The sequence below is a fragment of the Streptomyces sp. DF42 genome (assembly GCF_058267695.1).
In genome coordinates this window covers 8,505,249-8,519,108 of the sequence record NZ_CM177859.1, presented here as the reverse complement: position 1 = coordinate 8,519,108, position 13,860 = coordinate 8,505,249, and the positions used below count along the sequence as shown (strand labels likewise).

18 protein-coding genes are annotated in these 13,860 nt (G+C 70.5%); 4 read left to right on the top strand and 14 right to left on the bottom strand.

Annotation, left to right across the window (positions count from 1 at the left end; all coding sequences use genetic code 11):
- Positions 1 to 3: 3 nt before the first annotated feature.
- Positions 4 to 660, bottom strand: a complete 657-nt coding sequence (locus tag ACYUED_RS39180; RefSeq protein ID WP_491289166.1) for a histidine phosphatase family protein — start codon at positions 658 to 660, stop codon at positions 4 to 6.
- Positions 661 to 964: 304 nt separating this feature from the next.
- Between ACYUED_RS39180 and ACYUED_RS39175 the strand changes: the two genes are divergently transcribed.
- Together ACYUED_RS39175 and ACYUED_RS39170 are read left to right on the top strand one after the other, a co-directional pair.
- Positions 965 to 1,786 carry a methyltransferase domain-containing protein gene (locus ACYUED_RS39175; protein ID WP_491289165.1) on the top strand — a complete coding sequence of 274 codons (822 nt, stop codon included), beginning with the start codon at positions 965 to 967 and terminating at the stop codon, positions 1,784 to 1,786.
- Positions 1,787 to 1,828: 42 nt separating this feature from the next.
- Positions 1,829 to 1,999 carry a hydrophobic protein gene (locus ACYUED_RS39170; protein ID WP_491289164.1) on the top strand — a complete coding sequence of 57 codons (171 nt, stop codon included), beginning with the start codon at positions 1,829 to 1,831 and terminating at the stop codon, positions 1,997 to 1,999.
- Positions 2,000 to 2,028: 29 nt separating this feature from the next.
- On the opposite strand, the gene ACYUED_RS39165 is transcribed toward ACYUED_RS39170, so the two are convergent.
- The 12 genes from ACYUED_RS39165 to ACYUED_RS39110 are packed head-to-tail and all read right to left on the bottom strand — an operon-like array spanning position 2,029 to position 10,205.
- Positions 2,029 to 2,334 (bottom strand): gas vesicle protein K, encoded by a 306-nt coding sequence (locus ACYUED_RS39165; RefSeq protein ID WP_491289163.1) that lies wholly within the window; start codon positions 2,332 to 2,334, stop codon positions 2,029 to 2,031.
- 1 nt (position 2,335) lies between these two features.
- Positions 2,336 to 2,518 (bottom strand): gas vesicle protein, encoded by a 183-nt coding sequence (locus tag ACYUED_RS39160; RefSeq protein WP_266525162.1) that lies wholly within the window; start codon positions 2,516 to 2,518, stop codon positions 2,336 to 2,338.
- Positions 2,515 to 3,333, bottom strand: a complete 819-nt coding sequence (locus ACYUED_RS39155; RefSeq protein ID WP_491289162.1) for a GvpL/GvpF family gas vesicle protein — start codon at positions 3,331 to 3,333, stop codon at positions 2,515 to 2,517. The genes ACYUED_RS39160 and ACYUED_RS39155 overlap by 4 nt, the downstream gene beginning before the upstream one ends.
- The gene (locus ACYUED_RS39150; protein WP_491289161.1) at positions 3,330 to 3,674 is read right to left on the bottom strand and encodes a gas vesicle protein; all 345 of its coding nucleotides are present in this window, start codon (positions 3,672 to 3,674) and stop codon (positions 3,330 to 3,332) included. The genes ACYUED_RS39155 and ACYUED_RS39150 overlap by 4 nt, the downstream gene beginning before the upstream one ends.
- Positions 3,671 to 4,765 (bottom strand): SRPBCC family protein, encoded by a 1,095-nt coding sequence (locus ACYUED_RS39145; protein WP_491289160.1) that lies wholly within the window; start codon positions 4,763 to 4,765, stop codon positions 3,671 to 3,673. The genes ACYUED_RS39150 and ACYUED_RS39145 overlap by 4 nt, the downstream gene beginning before the upstream one ends.
- Positions 4,765 to 5,499 carry a DNA primase gene (locus ACYUED_RS39140; RefSeq protein ID WP_491289159.1) on the bottom strand — a complete coding sequence of 245 codons (735 nt, stop codon included), beginning with the start codon at positions 5,497 to 5,499 and terminating at the stop codon, positions 4,765 to 4,767. Before ACYUED_RS39140 ends, ACYUED_RS39145 begins: the two co-directional genes overlap by 1 nt.
- A complete protein-coding gene (locus ACYUED_RS39135) occupies positions 5,496 to 5,759 on the bottom strand; it encodes a gas vesicle protein GvpG (protein WP_491289158.1) in 264 nt (87 codons plus the stop codon). The genes ACYUED_RS39140 and ACYUED_RS39135 overlap by 4 nt, the downstream gene beginning before the upstream one ends.
- A gap of 4 nt (positions 5,760 to 5,763) precedes the next feature.
- Positions 5,764 to 6,534 (bottom strand): GvpL/GvpF family gas vesicle protein, encoded by a 771-nt coding sequence (locus ACYUED_RS39130; protein ID WP_491289157.1) that lies wholly within the window; start codon positions 6,532 to 6,534, stop codon positions 5,764 to 5,766.
- On the bottom strand, positions 6,531 to 6,965 hold the full coding sequence (locus tag ACYUED_RS39125; RefSeq protein WP_491289156.1) for a gas vesicle structural protein GvpA: 435 nt from the start codon (positions 6,963 to 6,965) through the stop codon (positions 6,531 to 6,533). Before ACYUED_RS39125 ends, ACYUED_RS39130 begins: the two co-directional genes overlap by 4 nt.
- Before the next feature lie 58 nt (positions 6,966 to 7,023).
- The gene (locus ACYUED_RS39120) at positions 7,024 to 7,377 is read right to left on the bottom strand and encodes a gas vesicle protein GvpO (protein ID WP_491289155.1); all 354 of its coding nucleotides are present in this window, start codon (positions 7,375 to 7,377) and stop codon (positions 7,024 to 7,026) included.
- A gap of 45 nt (positions 7,378 to 7,422) precedes the next feature.
- On the bottom strand, positions 7,423 to 8,352 hold the full coding sequence (gene ligD, locus ACYUED_RS39115; RefSeq protein ID WP_491289154.1) for a non-homologous end-joining DNA ligase: 930 nt from the start codon (positions 8,350 to 8,352) through the stop codon (positions 7,423 to 7,425).
- Positions 8,349 to 10,205 (bottom strand): transketolase, encoded by a 1,857-nt coding sequence (locus tag ACYUED_RS39110; RefSeq protein ID WP_491289153.1) that lies wholly within the window; start codon positions 10,203 to 10,205, stop codon positions 8,349 to 8,351. The genes ligD and ACYUED_RS39110 overlap by 4 nt, the downstream gene beginning before the upstream one ends.
- A 527-nt stretch (positions 10,206 to 10,732) precedes the next feature.
- On the opposite strand from ACYUED_RS39110, the gene ACYUED_RS39105 reads away from it, so the two are divergent.
- On the top strand, positions 10,733 to 11,692 hold the full coding sequence (locus ACYUED_RS39105) for an LLM class F420-dependent oxidoreductase (protein WP_491289152.1): 960 nt from the start codon (positions 10,733 to 10,735) through the stop codon (positions 11,690 to 11,692).
- 9 nt (positions 11,693 to 11,701) lie between these two features.
- Entirely contained in the window at positions 11,702 to 12,796 is a 1,095-nt protein-coding gene (locus ACYUED_RS39100) for an enolase C-terminal domain-like protein (RefSeq protein ID WP_491289151.1), read from the top strand.
- A 47-nt stretch (positions 12,797 to 12,843) separates the two neighbouring features.
- Here ACYUED_RS39100 and ACYUED_RS39095 read toward each other — a convergent pair whose 3' ends face one another.
- Positions 12,844 to 13,860, bottom strand: a complete 1,017-nt coding sequence (locus ACYUED_RS39095) for an SDR family oxidoreductase (protein WP_491289150.1) — start codon at positions 13,858 to 13,860, stop codon at positions 12,844 to 12,846.

The following is a 13,860-nucleotide window of genomic DNA, read 5'->3' as shown; positions in this document are numbered from 1 at the left end:
GGGTCAGGCCGTCTCGTCCACAGGGCGCCCCGCGGGTCCGCTGTCACCAGTGGGGGCCACTGTCGCGCCCGCCCAGGTGACGGCCTTCCAGCCGTCCGCCGGCGAGCCCTCCAGGATCACCACGCCGGTGTTGTCGAGGGGTCGGGCCGCGGCGAAGGCGACGTCGACGTTGTCGGCGCGGGCCGCCGTCCACATGCGGATCGCCGCGCCGTGGCTGACCATCGCGACCGTACCGGCGCCGCTGCCCGCGGCCTCGGCGACTACGGCGTCGTAGCGCGCGAGGGCCTCGGCGCCGCTCTCCCCGCCGGGCATCCGGAGCGCGGTGTCCCCGGCCGCCCAGGCGAACACCGTCTTCATGTAGAGGGCGCCGTGCTCCGCGTCGCCGGGCAGCATCTCCAGGTCACCCGCCGTGAGCTCGCGGATGCCGTCCCGGACCCGGACGTCCAGGCCGCGGGCGGTCGCCAGCGGGGCGGCGGTGAGCTGTGTGCGCACGAGGGTGGAGGCGTACAGGGCCTCGATGTCCTCGTCGGCGAGCGCCTCGGGCAGCGCCGCCGCCTGCCGCTCGCCGAGCGCGGTCAGGCCCGGTCCCGGGACGGCGGTGTCGAGCAGGAAGTCGACGTTCGAGGGGGTCTGGCCGTGGCGTACGAGGAGCAGACGCATGCAGGGGCCCTCCGGGTGTCGGTCAGCGCCCGCGGGACACGAAACGGGCACTTCAGGGTACCCGGCACGGCCTGAGCCCCGACGTGGCCCTCACCCGCCCGAAACCCGGCCTCGACCCGCCGCGCAAGCGTGCCGAGGTCCCGGCGCTGCCGGAGGACGAGGGGCCGATCGACCTCGGACCGGGTGACCGAACCCTCGGTACTGACGCCACGTCAGTCCATATGGCAAAACGCGGGTCTCACCATTCGACATGCGGGCGTACGGTGATGCCTACCGACAGGACGTCGAACAGGGGAGTTCAGCCATGTCGAAGCCGCAGGAGACCGCCGTCTACACGCACGGGCACCACGAGTCGGTGCTGCGTTCCCACACCTGGCGGACCGCCGCCAACTCCGCGGCGTACCTGCTCGGCTCCCTGAAGCCGCACATGAAGATCCTGGACATCGGCTGCGGCCCGGGCACCATCACCGCCGACCTGGCGGCACTGGTCCCCGACGGTCACGTCACCGGCGTCGACCACGCGCCGGGGATCCTGGACCAGGCCCGCGCCACGGCCGCCGCACGAGACCTGACGAACGTCGGGTTCGCGGTCGCGGACGTACACGCCCTGGACTACCCGGACGACACGTTCTGCGTCGTCCACGCCCACCAGGTGCTGCAGCACGTCGGCGATCCGGTGCAGGCGCTGCGCGAGATGAGGCGGGTGACCAGGCCGGGCGGGCTCATCGCGGTGCGCGACTCGGACTACGCGGCGATGACCTGGTACCCGGCGTCCCAGGGGATGGACGACTGGCTGGACCTGTACCGCCGGGTGGCCCGCGCCAACGGCGGCGAGCCGGACGCCGGGCGGCGGCTGAAGTCCTGGGCGCTGCGGGCGGGCCTGTCCCACATCACGGCGACCTCCAGCACCTGGACCTTCGCCACGCCGGACGAGCGGGCGTGGTGGAGCGGGCTGTGGGCGGACCGGACACTGGCGTCGGCGTACGCGGAGCGGGCCACCGAGGGGGCCCACGCCACCGCGGAGCAGCTGCGGGCCGTATCGGACGCCTGGCGGGAATGGGGCGCGCAGGAGGACGCCTGGTTCGCCGTCCTGCACGCGGAGATTCTGTGCCGTAAGGGTGCCTGAATCCGCGAATTCGGGATAACCGGTGAGCAGGAGGTTGGAAAAATGGTTGCTGTCCTGCTCGTATTGCTTCTGGCGCTGATCCTCTTCGGCGCGGGATTCGCACTGAAGATACTGTGGTGGATTGCGCTTGCGGTTATCGTGCTGTGGCTGCTGGGATTCCTGGTGCGCGGCACGACCGCGTCCGGAAGCAGGGGCCGCTGGTATCGGTGGTGAGTTGAGCAAGCAGCAGGTGAGTCAGTAGCTCAGTAGCGGTGGCTCCCGGGTTCATCCCTGGGAAGCAGCGGTCCGAGCGGCCCGAGGTCCAGATTCAGGTCCTCGGGCCGCAGTCCGTACCGCTCGCGCAGTTCGGTCATACGGTCGTCGAGGAGCATGAGAGTGAGCCCGATCCGTTCCTCCTGGTCCTCACTGAGATCTCCCGTGTCGAAGCGGCGCAGCGCCTGGCGTTCCATGAGCTGGCGCAGCAACTCGACCACGGTCAGCACGAGTTTGACCAGGTCGCGTTCGACTGTGTCGGGCTCCAGGTCGAGCCGGTTGCGGCGTTCGGTCACGTCAGTCCCCCCAGGGCGACGGCACCTGCTCGTTGACCGAGCTGATCAGTGCGTTCAGGTCGATGCGGACCAGGTCGACGTCCGCGATGCGCAGGGTGATGTCCCCCGTGATGACGACTCCGCCGGCGAGCAGCCGGTCCAGCAGGTCCACGAGGGCGATCTCCCTGCGTTCGACGACGGTCATGCCCCCTCCCCCGCAGCCTCTTCTCCCGCGATCTCTTCTCCCGCGAAGGAGTAGGCGGCCCATGGACCGGTGAGTTCGACTCGTATTGCCGGGCTGTCCGCCCTTGTTTCGCCCTTGGTGCGATCCACCATTTCCACGAATTCCTCGGAATGACTGCGGGGCACGAGATAGGCGGCGTTCAGAACATTCCGGCCGGACACTCCGGACAGCGCGGGATTCTGCGGGGCGTGCAGCCGGGAATCCTCCGCATACCCGGAAAGCGCCGCGTGCAGCTCGTCCGCGAATTCTTCGGCCTTCTTCCACGTGTCCTCGGTCGCCCGCATCCGCGTACGCCGCTGCCGCAGATAGTCCCGCCCCGACGCCGCCTTCCGCGCGGGCGCTTCGCTCTCTCCGGTTTTCCCGGCCCCGGTCTCGGTCTCGGTCTCGGCGAAGACCTTCACGCCCCACTCCACCCGCCCCTCCAGTCGGTCGAGGGTGCGCCGGAAGTCGTCCTCACGCGCCTCCATCATCACGCGGACACCGCTGTCGTCCCGGAAGACGGTGGCCATCCTGAGGGGCAGCGGCGTGGTGACGACGGTGAGCGCGTCGATCACGCTCTGGTGGGCGCGTGCGGTCTCGGTCAGCCAGTCCAGGTCCTCCAGCCGCCGGTGGAGCGGCTCCTGAGCGAAGTCCTGCTCGGGCACATGGCTCACCACGGCGATCAGGCCGTGATGGGTCAGCAGCCGGGGCGGATCGCCCGCCACGCCTTTCAACTGGGCCTGCAACGGCGCGCCGAAGGGGCGGCAGACGGCGTAGACGTACCGCAGTCCGGTCATGGGGCCTCCTTCTCGTCGCGCACTTCACGGCCGGGCTCAAGCTGCTCCAGCCGAGCCAGCCGCTCACGCAACTCGGCGTTCTCCTGGGCGAGTTCGTTGCGGCGGGCACGGGAGGACAGCGCGGGGTCGGTCTCCCACCAGTCGATGCCCATCTCCTTCGCCTTGTCCACCGAGCAGACGATGAGCCGGAGCTTGATCGTGAGGAGTTCGATGTCGAGGAGGTTGATCCGAATGTCGCCGGCGATCACGATGCCCTTGTCCAGCACGCGCTCCAGGATGTCGGCAAGGTTGGCGCCCGAACCCTGTCCGTAGGGTTCGGGCATCCGGCTGGCCATGCTCATCGACGGCCCCCGCCGTCGGCGTACTCGTACTCGGGCTCTTCCTCGTCCTCGTACTCAGCGTCCGCTTCTTCCTCCTCCGGCTCCCCCGACTCCTCCTCGGGCTCCTCTTCCTCTTCCTCTTCCTCTTCCTCGCCCCGAGGCTCCTCGCCCTCCTCGTACTCGTCGCGCTCCTCGTCGTCGCCCTCGTACGACTCCTCGCCGTCCTGCTCCTCCTCGACGACCGCGTCCTCGTGGCTGCGGACGACCTCGCCGTCGCGGATCTCGCCGCGCCAGGCGTCCTCCGCCTCGCCCTTGAGGGTGATGAAGCGGACGTAGTTCTTGAGGTCGAGCCGGGCCCGGCGCCCCTGGGCACGCCAGATGTTGCCGGTCTTTTCGAACAGGCCACTCGGGTAGTACTCGATGACCAGCAGCACGCGGGTGAGGCTCTCGCCCAGCTCGTGGAAGGAGACGACGCCCTTCGTGGTGCCCTTGGCGCCCTCCGACGTCCAGGAGATCCTGTCGTCGGGAACCTGCTCGGTGGTCTTCGCCTTCCAGCTGCGGCTGGACCAGAAGATCTTCATCTGCCAGTCGGACTGGGTGTCGTCGGCGCGGTTCGCGCTCTTGACGCCCTTGGCGAAGATGCTGAAGTCCTGGTACTGGGTCCACTGGTCGTAGGCCGTGCGCAGTGGAACCCCGACGTCGACGGACTCGAGGATGACCGTCGGTTTGTTGCCGGCCCTGCCCTTGCGCTTGCTCTTGCCCCCACCGAGGTTCTTGAAGGCTTCCACGACGTTCTCCTTGGCGCGCGAGGCCCCGAGCTCCAGTGCGGAGCGCAGCGGACCCTTGCCCTCGGCGATCTTGCGGCCGCCGTCGAGGGCGAGCTTGGCGAAGCCCGGGCTGTTGCCCTCCGCGATGTCGTTGAGTTTGCCGGTGGTCTCACCGAGCTTGCGGCCGACGCCGGTGAGCAGTCGAGTGGCCTGTGCGGCGAGGTACTCCTGCGCCTCGGCCTTGAGCCGGTCCGCGGCCTCGCTGTGGGCCAGGTCGGTCAGGGGGGCGGCCTTGTCGGTCGCCCCGCGCGCGGCGGAGGTCGCCGATCCGACTGTCTCGGTCATCACTCACCGCCTCCCTTCGGCAGACGGGACCGCGCCGAGCGGGCGCCGCCCCTGGCCGCGGACGACTTGCCGGCCGCCGTCTTCTTGGCGGTCTTCTTCGCCGGGGCCTGCTTGCTCGCGGTCCGCTTGGCCGCCTTCTTGGCCGGGGCCTTCTTCGCGGGTGCGGTCTTCTTGGCCGCGGGCTTCTTCGCCGTCTTCTTGGCGGTCTTCCTGCCCGGAGCCCGCCGGGCCGCACGGCCCGAGGACTCGTCCTCGGCAGCCTCCGGCTCCTCCTCGTCGTCCTCGTCCTCGTCGTCCTCGTAGTCCTCGCGAGGTTCCTCGTCCTGAGGTTCGTCCTCCTGAGGCTCCTCCTCAGTGTCCTCCGGCTCCTCGCTCTCGTCCTCCTCGTCGGAGCCGAGTCCCGTCGCCTGCCCCGCCACGCACGTGAGCTGGTCACGGACCTCGGCGGTACGTCCGTGGAGGCGGTCGGCGAGGGCGTCCATCTGCCGCTCCACCATCGCGCCGGAGGCGGCCTTGCCGACACCGCGCAGATCCTCGCGCAGCTGGTCCCCGATCTCCTTGAACTGCGGATTGTTCTGCAGCTGCTGGGACACCAGGTCCGCGAGCGCGCGCGGGCTCAGGTGCATCCGCTTGCCGGCCACCAACGTGCCGAGGGCGAACGCCATTTTCATCTTCTTCGTACGTCCGAGGAAGTATCCGGCCCCTACCGCGAGGCCCAGTCCCACTCGATTCATAGTGCCGTCCCTTGGCCTGTGGCCCCGCCGCTGCGCAAGCCGATCTCCAGCCGGTCGAGGAGTTCGTCCTCCTGTCGGTCGAACTCCTCCTCGTCGATCTCGCCGGCCTCCAACTGCTCTTCGAGCCGGCCGAGTTCGGCCCTGACGGTGGCCGGGTCGTAGTAGATCCGTTCCGCCTCGCTCAGCACCTGTCCGATCACCCACGCGCTCCCGCGCACCGGGGCGAAGGGCAACAGGACCAGCTCCTTGATCAGTCCCACGACCTCACTCCTGGGCGACGCCAGGGCCGGCGGCACTGCCCGCGTGCTGGGCGGGGCCGGGCTCGACGAAGCTGTAGGGCGGCAGCGGGCCGTTCACGCGCAGCTCGATGTGCGGGTGACTCTTGCGGACCTGCTCCACCGCGGTCAGGAAAGGCTCGGCCGATTCACGGTCCACGAGGAAGGACACGTTGACCAGCCAGCCGGTGGACTCGGGGCCTTCGCTCACATCGGCGGCGACCGGCTCAAGAGCGCGCTGCACGTCGGCCGCGTCGTCGGCCTCCCGGGCCTTGACGGCGGCCACGACCATCTCGCCGAGCCGGAGTCGGCCCTCGTAACTTCCGCCGCCTGCCTGCCTGTTGGCCTCGGTCATGGCGCGGATCTCCGGGTTCTCGGACATCACGCGGTGCAGGACGGCCTCTTCCTGGTGCGTGGCCTTGACGTTGTACTCGACCTTGCCGTCCAGGGCCTGCAGCCGCTCCTTGTAGTGGTCGGCGCGTTCGGCGAGCACGCCGGTGACGGCGTCGTCGGCGGGGGCGACGCTGCCGAACCGCATGGGCAGCACGGCGCCCTCCGCGCCCGCCTCGGCGAGCACGCTCTGATGGGCGAGCAGGTCCTTGCGCTTGGGCCGCAGTCCCTCGGGGGCGTCGCTCACGACGGCCGCGAGCTCACCCTCCTTGAGGACGCGCACCGGCAGCGGCGGGTCGCCGACGCCGCTCAGGTTCTCGGGGAGCGCCGGATGCGAACTCGCGGTGATGCCGTAGACGTACGTGCTCACTCCTGCTCCTCCTTCCTGCGCGAGGACGTGGCCTTACGAGGGCGCGGCCGGGACTGGGTCTCCCGCTCGCCGCCGTCGTCACGTGCCTGCTTGAACGCGTCTGAGATGGTCTCCGCGGCTCCGGACAGCGCGCCCTTGGACTTGCCGCGGGCGCCTGATTCGGTCATCTCGCCGACGAGGTCCGGGAGCCCCGGGTCCTTGCGCGGCCCTGCCTCCAGGTCGAGGCGGTTGCACGCCTCGGCGAAGCGCAGATAGGTGTCGACGCTGGCCACGACGACACGTACGTCGATCTTCAGGATCTCGATGCCGACCAGGGACACCCGCACGAACGCATCGATGACGAGACCCCTGTCGAGGACGAGTTCCAGAACGTCGTAGAGGCCGCTGCTGCCGCCCCCTCCGCCGCTCTGCTGTGCCGGGACAACGGTCATGCCGACCGCGCCTCCTTGTCTGTGGTTTCGAGGATGGGTTTCTGAGCGGGTCGGCGGCCTAGCGGCCGCCTTGCCTGTGTGCGTCGGCCCGTCCGCGTTCGTAGCGGCGGACGCGCCGGTAGCCCGTCAGCTGGCCGTCGGAGTCGAGATCGACCTGATAGCTCGCCATCAGGCTCATCGTGTCCGGCACTCGTTGCAGTTCGAGTACCTCGACCTCCAGCGTCCAGCCGCCGTCCTCCGTCTGTTCGAAGGACGAGACGGTCTCGGCGGACATGCCGGTCAGCTCCGCGAGCTGCGCACGCGCGTGGCGCAGCACCTCCATCGGATTCGGCCGCTTGTTCGACCCGCCGGATTCCTTCTTGTCGGAATTCTGTGAGCTTTGCGACTGTTGCGTGTTTCTTGTGTCAGCCATGGCCACCTCGTGATCCGGGTGGCCCCTTTGTCACTGGCCAAACATTCAGGCTCGGTGCAACGCGTCGAGCCGGCGCCTGGCCGGTCCCAGAGCGCGGCCGTGGCCCAGAATTCCGGCCCAGGGGTCGGTGCGGGCCTGTTCGACGGCGTCGGCGATGGTCCAGCGGCGGGCGTGCAGCGCGGGGTCGTCCAGCTGGGCCCAGCTGATCGGGGTGGCAACGGGGGCGCCGGGAAGGGCACGGACGGTGAGGGGCGCGACCGCGGTCTGCGCGTAGGCGTTACGGCCGATGTCCAGGTAGAGCCGGTCGCCGCGCTCCTTCTTGCGGGCGGCGGTGGTGAGCCGGCCGGGGTGTGCCTCGGCGAGGGTGTCGGCCACGTCGTGGGCGAATGCGCGGACCTCGCCGAAGTCGTGGTGGCCGTTGAGCGGCACGACCATGTGCAGTCCGCGTGAGCCGGTGGTCATCAGCGCCGAGGGCAGCTTGAGCTCGTCGAGCAGTTCCCCGAGCAGCCCGGCCGCCTCGCGCACCGCCGGGAAGTCGTCCCCGGCCGGGTCCAGGTCGAAGACCATCCGGTCGGGGAAGTCGATTCCGCCGGTCCGGGACAGCCAGCGGTGCAGCGTGACGGCGGCCTGGTCGGCGAGGTAGAGGAGGGTGGCGGAGTCGTTGCACACGGTGTGGCAGACGGTGCCGCCCTCCTTGGGCACCTCGACACGGGTGATCCACTCCGGATAGTTCTCCGGGGTGTTCTTCTGCATGAAACGGGGCCCGTCGACGCCGTCGGGGTGCCGTTCCAGCATCAGCGGACGGCCGCGCAGATGGGGCAGCAGGAACGGGGCGGCGGACCGGTAGTAGTCCACGAGGTCGCCCTTGGTGTACTCCTTCGCACGGCCCTCACCGGGGAAGAGCACCTTGTCGGCCCGGTGCACCTCCACCGTGCGGCGCCCGGCCTGTACGGTGCGTGCGGCGTCGTCGCTCACCGCACGACCGCCTCCTCCACCAGCAGCTTCCCGGCCGCGGCGATCGACTCGGCGTCGATGCCCGCGGCGTGCAGCTGCTCGTCCGGGGATGCCGAGCCCGGCATGTCGCGGACGGCGAGGCGCACCAGCCGCGGCACGGGCCTGCCGTCGAGGAACCCGTCGAGGACGGCGTCGCCGATTCCGCCCTCCTCGTGGTGGTCCTCCACGGTGACGAGGCAGCCGGTGTCCTCGGCGGCCCTGCGCAGGGTGTCACGGTCGACGGGCTTGACCGAGTACAGGTCGATGACGCGGACCTGGATGCCGTCGCGGTCCAGCGCGTCGGCGGCGGCCAGCGCCTCGGGCACGGTGACGCCCGCCGCGACAAGGGTCAGCCGGTCGTGCGCGGAGGAGCGCAGCACCTTGCTGCCACCGATGGGGAACTCCTCGTCGGGGCCGTAGATGACCTTGCTCTCGCCGCGCGAGGTGCGCAGGTACCGGACCCCGTCGCAGTCCGCCATGGCGGCGACGAGCTGTGCGGTCTGGTTGGCGTCGCACGGGTACAGCACGGTCGACCCGTGCACCGCCCGCATCATCGCCAGGTCCTCCAGGCCCATCTGGGAGGGCCCGTCCTGGCCGATGGCGACGCCCGCGTGGGAGCCGACGAGGTTGATGCCGGCGCCGCTGACGGACGCCATGCGCACGAAATCGTACGCGCGCGTCAGGAACGCTGCGAAGGTGCCGGCGTACGGCACCCAGCCGCGTGCCGCGAGCCCCACCGCCGTCGCGACCATCTGCTGCTCGGCGATGTAGCACTCGAAGTAGCGGTCGGGGTGCTCCTTGGCGAAGAACTCCGTCCGGGTGGAGTCGCCGACCTCGCCGTCGAGGGCGACGACGTCTGAGCGAGCGGTGCCGAGTGCGGCGAGCGCCTGCCCGTACGCGTTCCGTGTCGCGACTCCCTTTCCGTCGTTCCCCTTGTCCCAGCGGGGCAGTTCGAGGTGTCCGGCGCGCACGGCGTGCAGGATGCGGGCGGCGGCCGGCTCGTGGACCTGGACGCGGAGGTCGCGGCGGCCGCCGAGTTCGGCGATCGCCTCGTCGGCGTCGGGCAGTGGTTTGCCGTGCAGTCCCTCGCGGTCCTGGACGGACGCGACGCCCTTGCCCTTGAGGGTGCGGGCGAGGATCACGGTCGGCTGCCCGGTCGTCGAGACCGCCTCGCCGTACGCCCGGTCGACGGCGTCCACGTCGTGTCCGTCGACCTCGATCGTGTGCCAGCCGAATCCCTGGAAGCGGCGGGCGTAGGCGTCGAGGTCGTGCCCGTGCCGGGTCGGTCCGCGCTGCCCCAGCCGGTTCACGTCGACGATCGCGGTGAGGTTGTCCAGATGCTCGTACGACGCGTGCTCGGCGGCCTCCCAGATGGAGCCCTCGGCCAGCTCGCTGTCCCCGCACAGCACCCACACGCGGTAGCCGGTGCGGTCCAGCCGCTTGCCGGACAGCGCGATGCCGACGCCCACGGGCAGCCCCTGGCCGAGCGAGCCGGTGGCCGTCTCGACCCACGGCAGCCGGCGCGGCGTCGGATGCCCTTCGAGGCGGCTGCCCAGCTTGCGGAAGGTGAGCAGTTCGGCGTCGTCGACGGCCCCGGCCGCCTTGTAGGCGGAGTAGAGAAGCGGAGACGCGTGTCCCTTCGACAGGACGAAGCGGTCGTTGCCGGGGTGGGCGGGCCGGTCGAAGTCGTAGCGGAAGTGGTTGGCGAGAAGTACGGCCATCAGGTCCGCGGCGGACATCGAGGACGTCGGATGCCCGGACCCCGCCGCGTCCGATGCGCGCACACTGTCCACACGCAACTGCTGGGCGAGCTCGACGAGTTCGGCGGTGTTCATGAATCTCCCTCTGCGTGGGTGTCGGGGCGCTTGACGGGACCGGCGGCTTCCACGGCCCCACCGCCCGGTTGGTTCTTCGTCGCCTCGAAAGCGGCCGACTCGGTATCGGTGTTGATGTCGGTGTCCCGTGTCGTTGTCGCTCCGGGGTCCGAGCGGGTCTCGGCTGCCGCCTGCGGCCTGCCCGCCACCCGTGCCAGTTCCGGGGACGCGGTGTCCAGCGGTACCGACCAGGAGCGGACGAGGCCCGACTGTTCAGCAGGGTGATGTCGGCCTGTGCCGGACCAGCCGGGACAGGGTGCGGGCGGTCCGGTAGCCGGCGAAGCCGGCACCGACGATCACGATGCGGGGTCGACTCACGGTGGGCCTCCGGCGCTGTCGCGTACCTCGTACGTGAGCCTTCCGCGTCCCCCTGGTCAGAGCACCCAAACTGGTCTCAGCGCCCGAACGTGCACCGGTTTCCGTCCCGGGCGCCGGGTACCCGGACGGCGAACCACCCCTTGCGTCACCAGCCATCGGAGGTACTCCCCATGCCCGAGTACGGCTACTTCCTCTCCTGTGAGGAGTTCGGTCCCGCGGACCTCGTCGAGCAGGCGAGGATGGCCGAGCAGGCGGGATTCCGGTCGCTGTGGATCTCCGACCACTACCACCCGTGGAACGGCTCGCAGGGCCAGAGCCCGTTCGTGTGGTCGGTGATCGGCGCGCTGTCGGAGGCGGTGTCGCTGCCGGTCGAGACGGCGGTGACCTGCCCGACCGTGCGGATCCACCCGGCAGTGGTGGCACAGGCGGCGGCGACCTCGGCGGTGATGACGAACGGCCGCTTCCGGCTGGGGGTCGGCACCGGCGAGGCCCTCAACGAGCACATCCTCGGCCATGTCTGGCCGCCCGCGCACGTGCGGATGGAGATGCTGGAGGAGGCGATCCAGATCATGCGCCGGCTGTTCACCGGCGAGGAGGTCAGCCACTACGGCACCCACTACAAGGTGGAGAACGCCCGCCTCTACACGGTGCCCGACGAGCCCGTCCAGATCGACATCTCCGGCTTCGGCCCGGCGGCCACGAAGCTGGCGGCGCGCGTGGGCGACGGCTACATCACGATGATGCCGGACGCCTCGATGGTGGAGCAGTTCCGCAAGGGAGGCGGCGGCGGCAAACCGGTGAGTGGCGGCACGAAGGTCTGCTACGCCACCGACCGCGAGGAGGCCGTACGGACGGTGCGCGAGCGGTGGTCCAACCAGTTCCTGCCGGGCGAGATGGGCCAGATCCTGCCCTCGCCCAGCCACTTCGAGCAGTTGGAGCCGCTGATCACTCAGGAGACGGTGCGCGAGAAGTCGGTCTGCGGGGACGACGTCGACGAGCACGTCTCGGCCCTGACCGCGTTCGCCGACGCCGGTTTCGACCGGGTGTACGTCAACCAGATCGGTCCCGACCAGCGCGGCTTCTTCGACTTCTACCGTACGAAGGTGCTGCCGCAGCTCCAGCAGGGCTGAGGGGCGACGATGACGAAACTCCATCGTCCCGTCGTCTCCGTCTACACGGTGCCGACCGACGCCCCCGAGGCCGACGGCACGCTCGCCTGGGACTCCACGACCATGGTGATCGCCGAGGTGGCGGCGGGCGACGAGACCGGCACGGGCTGGACGTACGGCCCGGCGGCGGTCGGCGACTTCCTCCGCGGCCATCTCGCCCCGCTGGTGGAGGGCCGCGACGCCCTCGACATCCCCGCCACGCACGACGCGATGTGCCGCTCCGTGCGCAACACGGGCCGCCCCGGGATCGCGGCCTGTGCGATATCGGCACTCGACATCGCCCTGTGGGATCTCAAGGCCCGCCTCCTCGAACTCCCCCTGGCCCGGCTCCTCGGGGTCTGCCGCGAGCGGGTCCCGGTGTACGGCAGCGGCGGCTTCACGACATACCACGACACCCACCTGGCCGCCCAGCTGAACGGCTGGGTGCACGGGCAGCACATCCCGCGCGTCAAGATCAAGATCGGTGAGGGCTGGGGCCGGGAGGTCTCCCGGGATCTGGCGCGTGTCCACGCGGCACGCCAAGTGATCGGCGCAGAGGCCGAGTTGTACGTCGACGCCAACGGCGCCTACACCCGCAAGCAGGCGGTACGGGTCGGCCGGGCCCTCACCGAGCACGGCGTGGGCTGGTTCGAGGAGCCGGTGTCCTCGGACGACCTGACGGGCCTGCGGCTGGTCCGCGACGCCCTGGTGTGCGACGTGACGGCGGGTGAGTACGGCTACGACCTGCCGTACTTCGCCCGCATGATCGCAGCGGGCGCGGTCGACTGCCTGCAGGTCGACGCGACCCGCTGCGGCGGCATCACGGAGTTCCTGCGCGCCGCTGCGCTGGCGCACTGCCACGGCCTGGAGATCTCCACGCACTGCGCCCCGCACGTCCACGCCGCGGCAGCCGCCTCGCTGCCCAACATCCGCCACATGGAGTGGTTCCACGACCATGTGCGCATCGAGGACATGTTCTTCGACGGGGCGCTGGATCCGACGGGCGGCACGGTACGGCCGCTGGGCGGGATCGGACACGGGCTGGCGCTGCGGACGCAGGAGGTGGAGGAGTACCGGGTCGCCTGACGGCGAGCCCGGGTCTCCCGCGGCCCGAGTCTCTGACGGCCTGTGCCCTAACCGCGAGCCCTGCGGCTCAGTTCGCCCACCGCTTTCCCTGCCACCAGGAGGCCCGCGCCGACGGCGAGGGCCTTCCCGAACCGGCCTCGGTTCCTGGAGACCCAGTCCTGCGGGCTGTCGTCGACCGCCTCGTCGTCGAACCGCCCGTGTGCCCCGAAGTCCCGTCCGTGCGGTCCGTCCGCGGGGGTCCACAGGTTGCCGGTCTCCTCGTGCTCGCCCTCGTCCTGCTGGGAGTCGAAGCCGGTGCGGGCGAGATAGCGGTCGAGTACTCCGGGAGCCACCGCGTTCGCGATGAGGGTGGCCGCCGTCGAGCCTCCGACCCAGTACTCGCGCCGCCGCCCGTGGGCAGCCGCGTGCACGATCGCCCGTGCCGCGACCTCCGGCTGGAACACCGGCGCCACCGGCCGTGCCGTGCCCGGCATCCGGCTCAACACCCAGTCGAACTGCGGGGTGTTGACCGCCGGGAGCTGCACCATCGTCGTACGGACACCACTGCCCGTGTGCAGCAGTTCGCATCGCAGCGACTCGTTGAACCCCTGGATCGCGTGTTTGGCCCCGCAGTACGCCGACTGCAGGGGAATCCCCCGGTAGGCGAGCGCGGAGCCGACCTGCACGATCGTGCCCCGGTCGCGCGGCAGCATGTGGTGCAGCGCGGCCCGGGTGCCGAACACACAGCCCAGGTACGTCACTTCGGTGACGCGGCGGAACTCGTCCGCGGTGATCTCGGTGAACGGCGCGAAGACCCCGGCGAAGGCGTTGTTGACCCACACGTCGATGTGCCCGAGCGTGTCGGCGATCTGCTGGGCCGCGTCGTCGACCGCCTTGGCGTCGGCCATGTCCACGGTGACGACGAGGGCCTCGCCCCCGGCGCGCTGCACGTCGTCAGCGGCCGCGGCGAGGCCCTCGCGTCCCCGGGCGGCGAAGGCCCGGGCCGTGGCCCGTCCCACGCCGCCACTGGCCCCGGTCACCACAACGGTCCTGCGGCGCCGCGGCTCGGATCCGCCCCAACGCAT

Bases quoted from the DNA above. Each gene is read 5' to 3' on its own strand.
- ACYUED_RS39095 (WP_491289150.1), bottom strand. From the start codon at position 13,860: ATGCGTTGGGGCGGATCCGAGCCGCGGCGCCGCAGGACCGTTGTGGTG.
- ACYUED_RS39100 (WP_491289151.1), top strand. From the start codon at position 11,702: ATGACGAAACTCCATCGTCCCGTCGTCTCCGTCTACACGGTGCCGACC.
- ACYUED_RS39125 (WP_491289156.1), bottom strand. From the start codon at position 6,965: ATGACCGTTGTCCCGGCACAGCAGAGCGGCGGAGGGGGCGGCAGCAGC.
- ACYUED_RS39105 (WP_491289152.1), top strand. From the start codon at position 10,733: ATGCCCGAGTACGGCTACTTCCTCTCCTGTGAGGAGTTCGGTCCCGCG.
- ACYUED_RS39175 (WP_491289165.1), top strand. From the start codon at position 965: ATGTCGAAGCCGCAGGAGACCGCCGTCTACACGCACGGGCACCACGAG.
- ACYUED_RS39155 (WP_491289162.1), bottom strand. From the start codon at position 3,333: ATGACCGGACTGCGGTACGTCTACGCCGTCTGCCGCCCCTTCGGCGCG.
- ACYUED_RS39120 (WP_491289155.1), bottom strand. From the start codon at position 7,377: ATGGCTGACACAAGAAACACGCAACAGTCGCAAAGCTCACAGAATTCC.
- ACYUED_RS39160 (WP_266525162.1), bottom strand. From the start codon at position 2,518: ATGACCGTCGTCGAACGCAGGGAGATCGCCCTCGTGGACCTGCTGGAC.
- ACYUED_RS39170 (WP_491289164.1), top strand. From the start codon at position 1,829: ATGGTTGCTGTCCTGCTCGTATTGCTTCTGGCGCTGATCCTCTTCGGC.
- ACYUED_RS39110 (WP_491289153.1), bottom strand. From the start codon at position 10,205: ATGAACACCGCCGAACTCGTCGAGCTCGCCCAGCAGTTGCGTGTGGAC.
- ACYUED_RS39180 (WP_491289166.1), bottom strand. From the start codon at position 660: ATGCGTCTGCTCCTCGTACGCCACGGCCAGACCCCCTCGAACGTCGAC.
- ACYUED_RS39150 (WP_491289161.1), bottom strand. From the start codon at position 3,674: ATGAGCATGGCCAGCCGGATGCCCGAACCCTACGGACAGGGTTCGGGC.
- ACYUED_RS39145 (WP_491289160.1), bottom strand. From the start codon at position 4,765: ATGACCGAGACAGTCGGATCGGCGACCTCCGCCGCGCGCGGGGCGACC.
- ACYUED_RS39140 (WP_491289159.1), bottom strand. From the start codon at position 5,499: ATGAATCGAGTGGGACTGGGCCTCGCGGTAGGGGCCGGATACTTCCTC.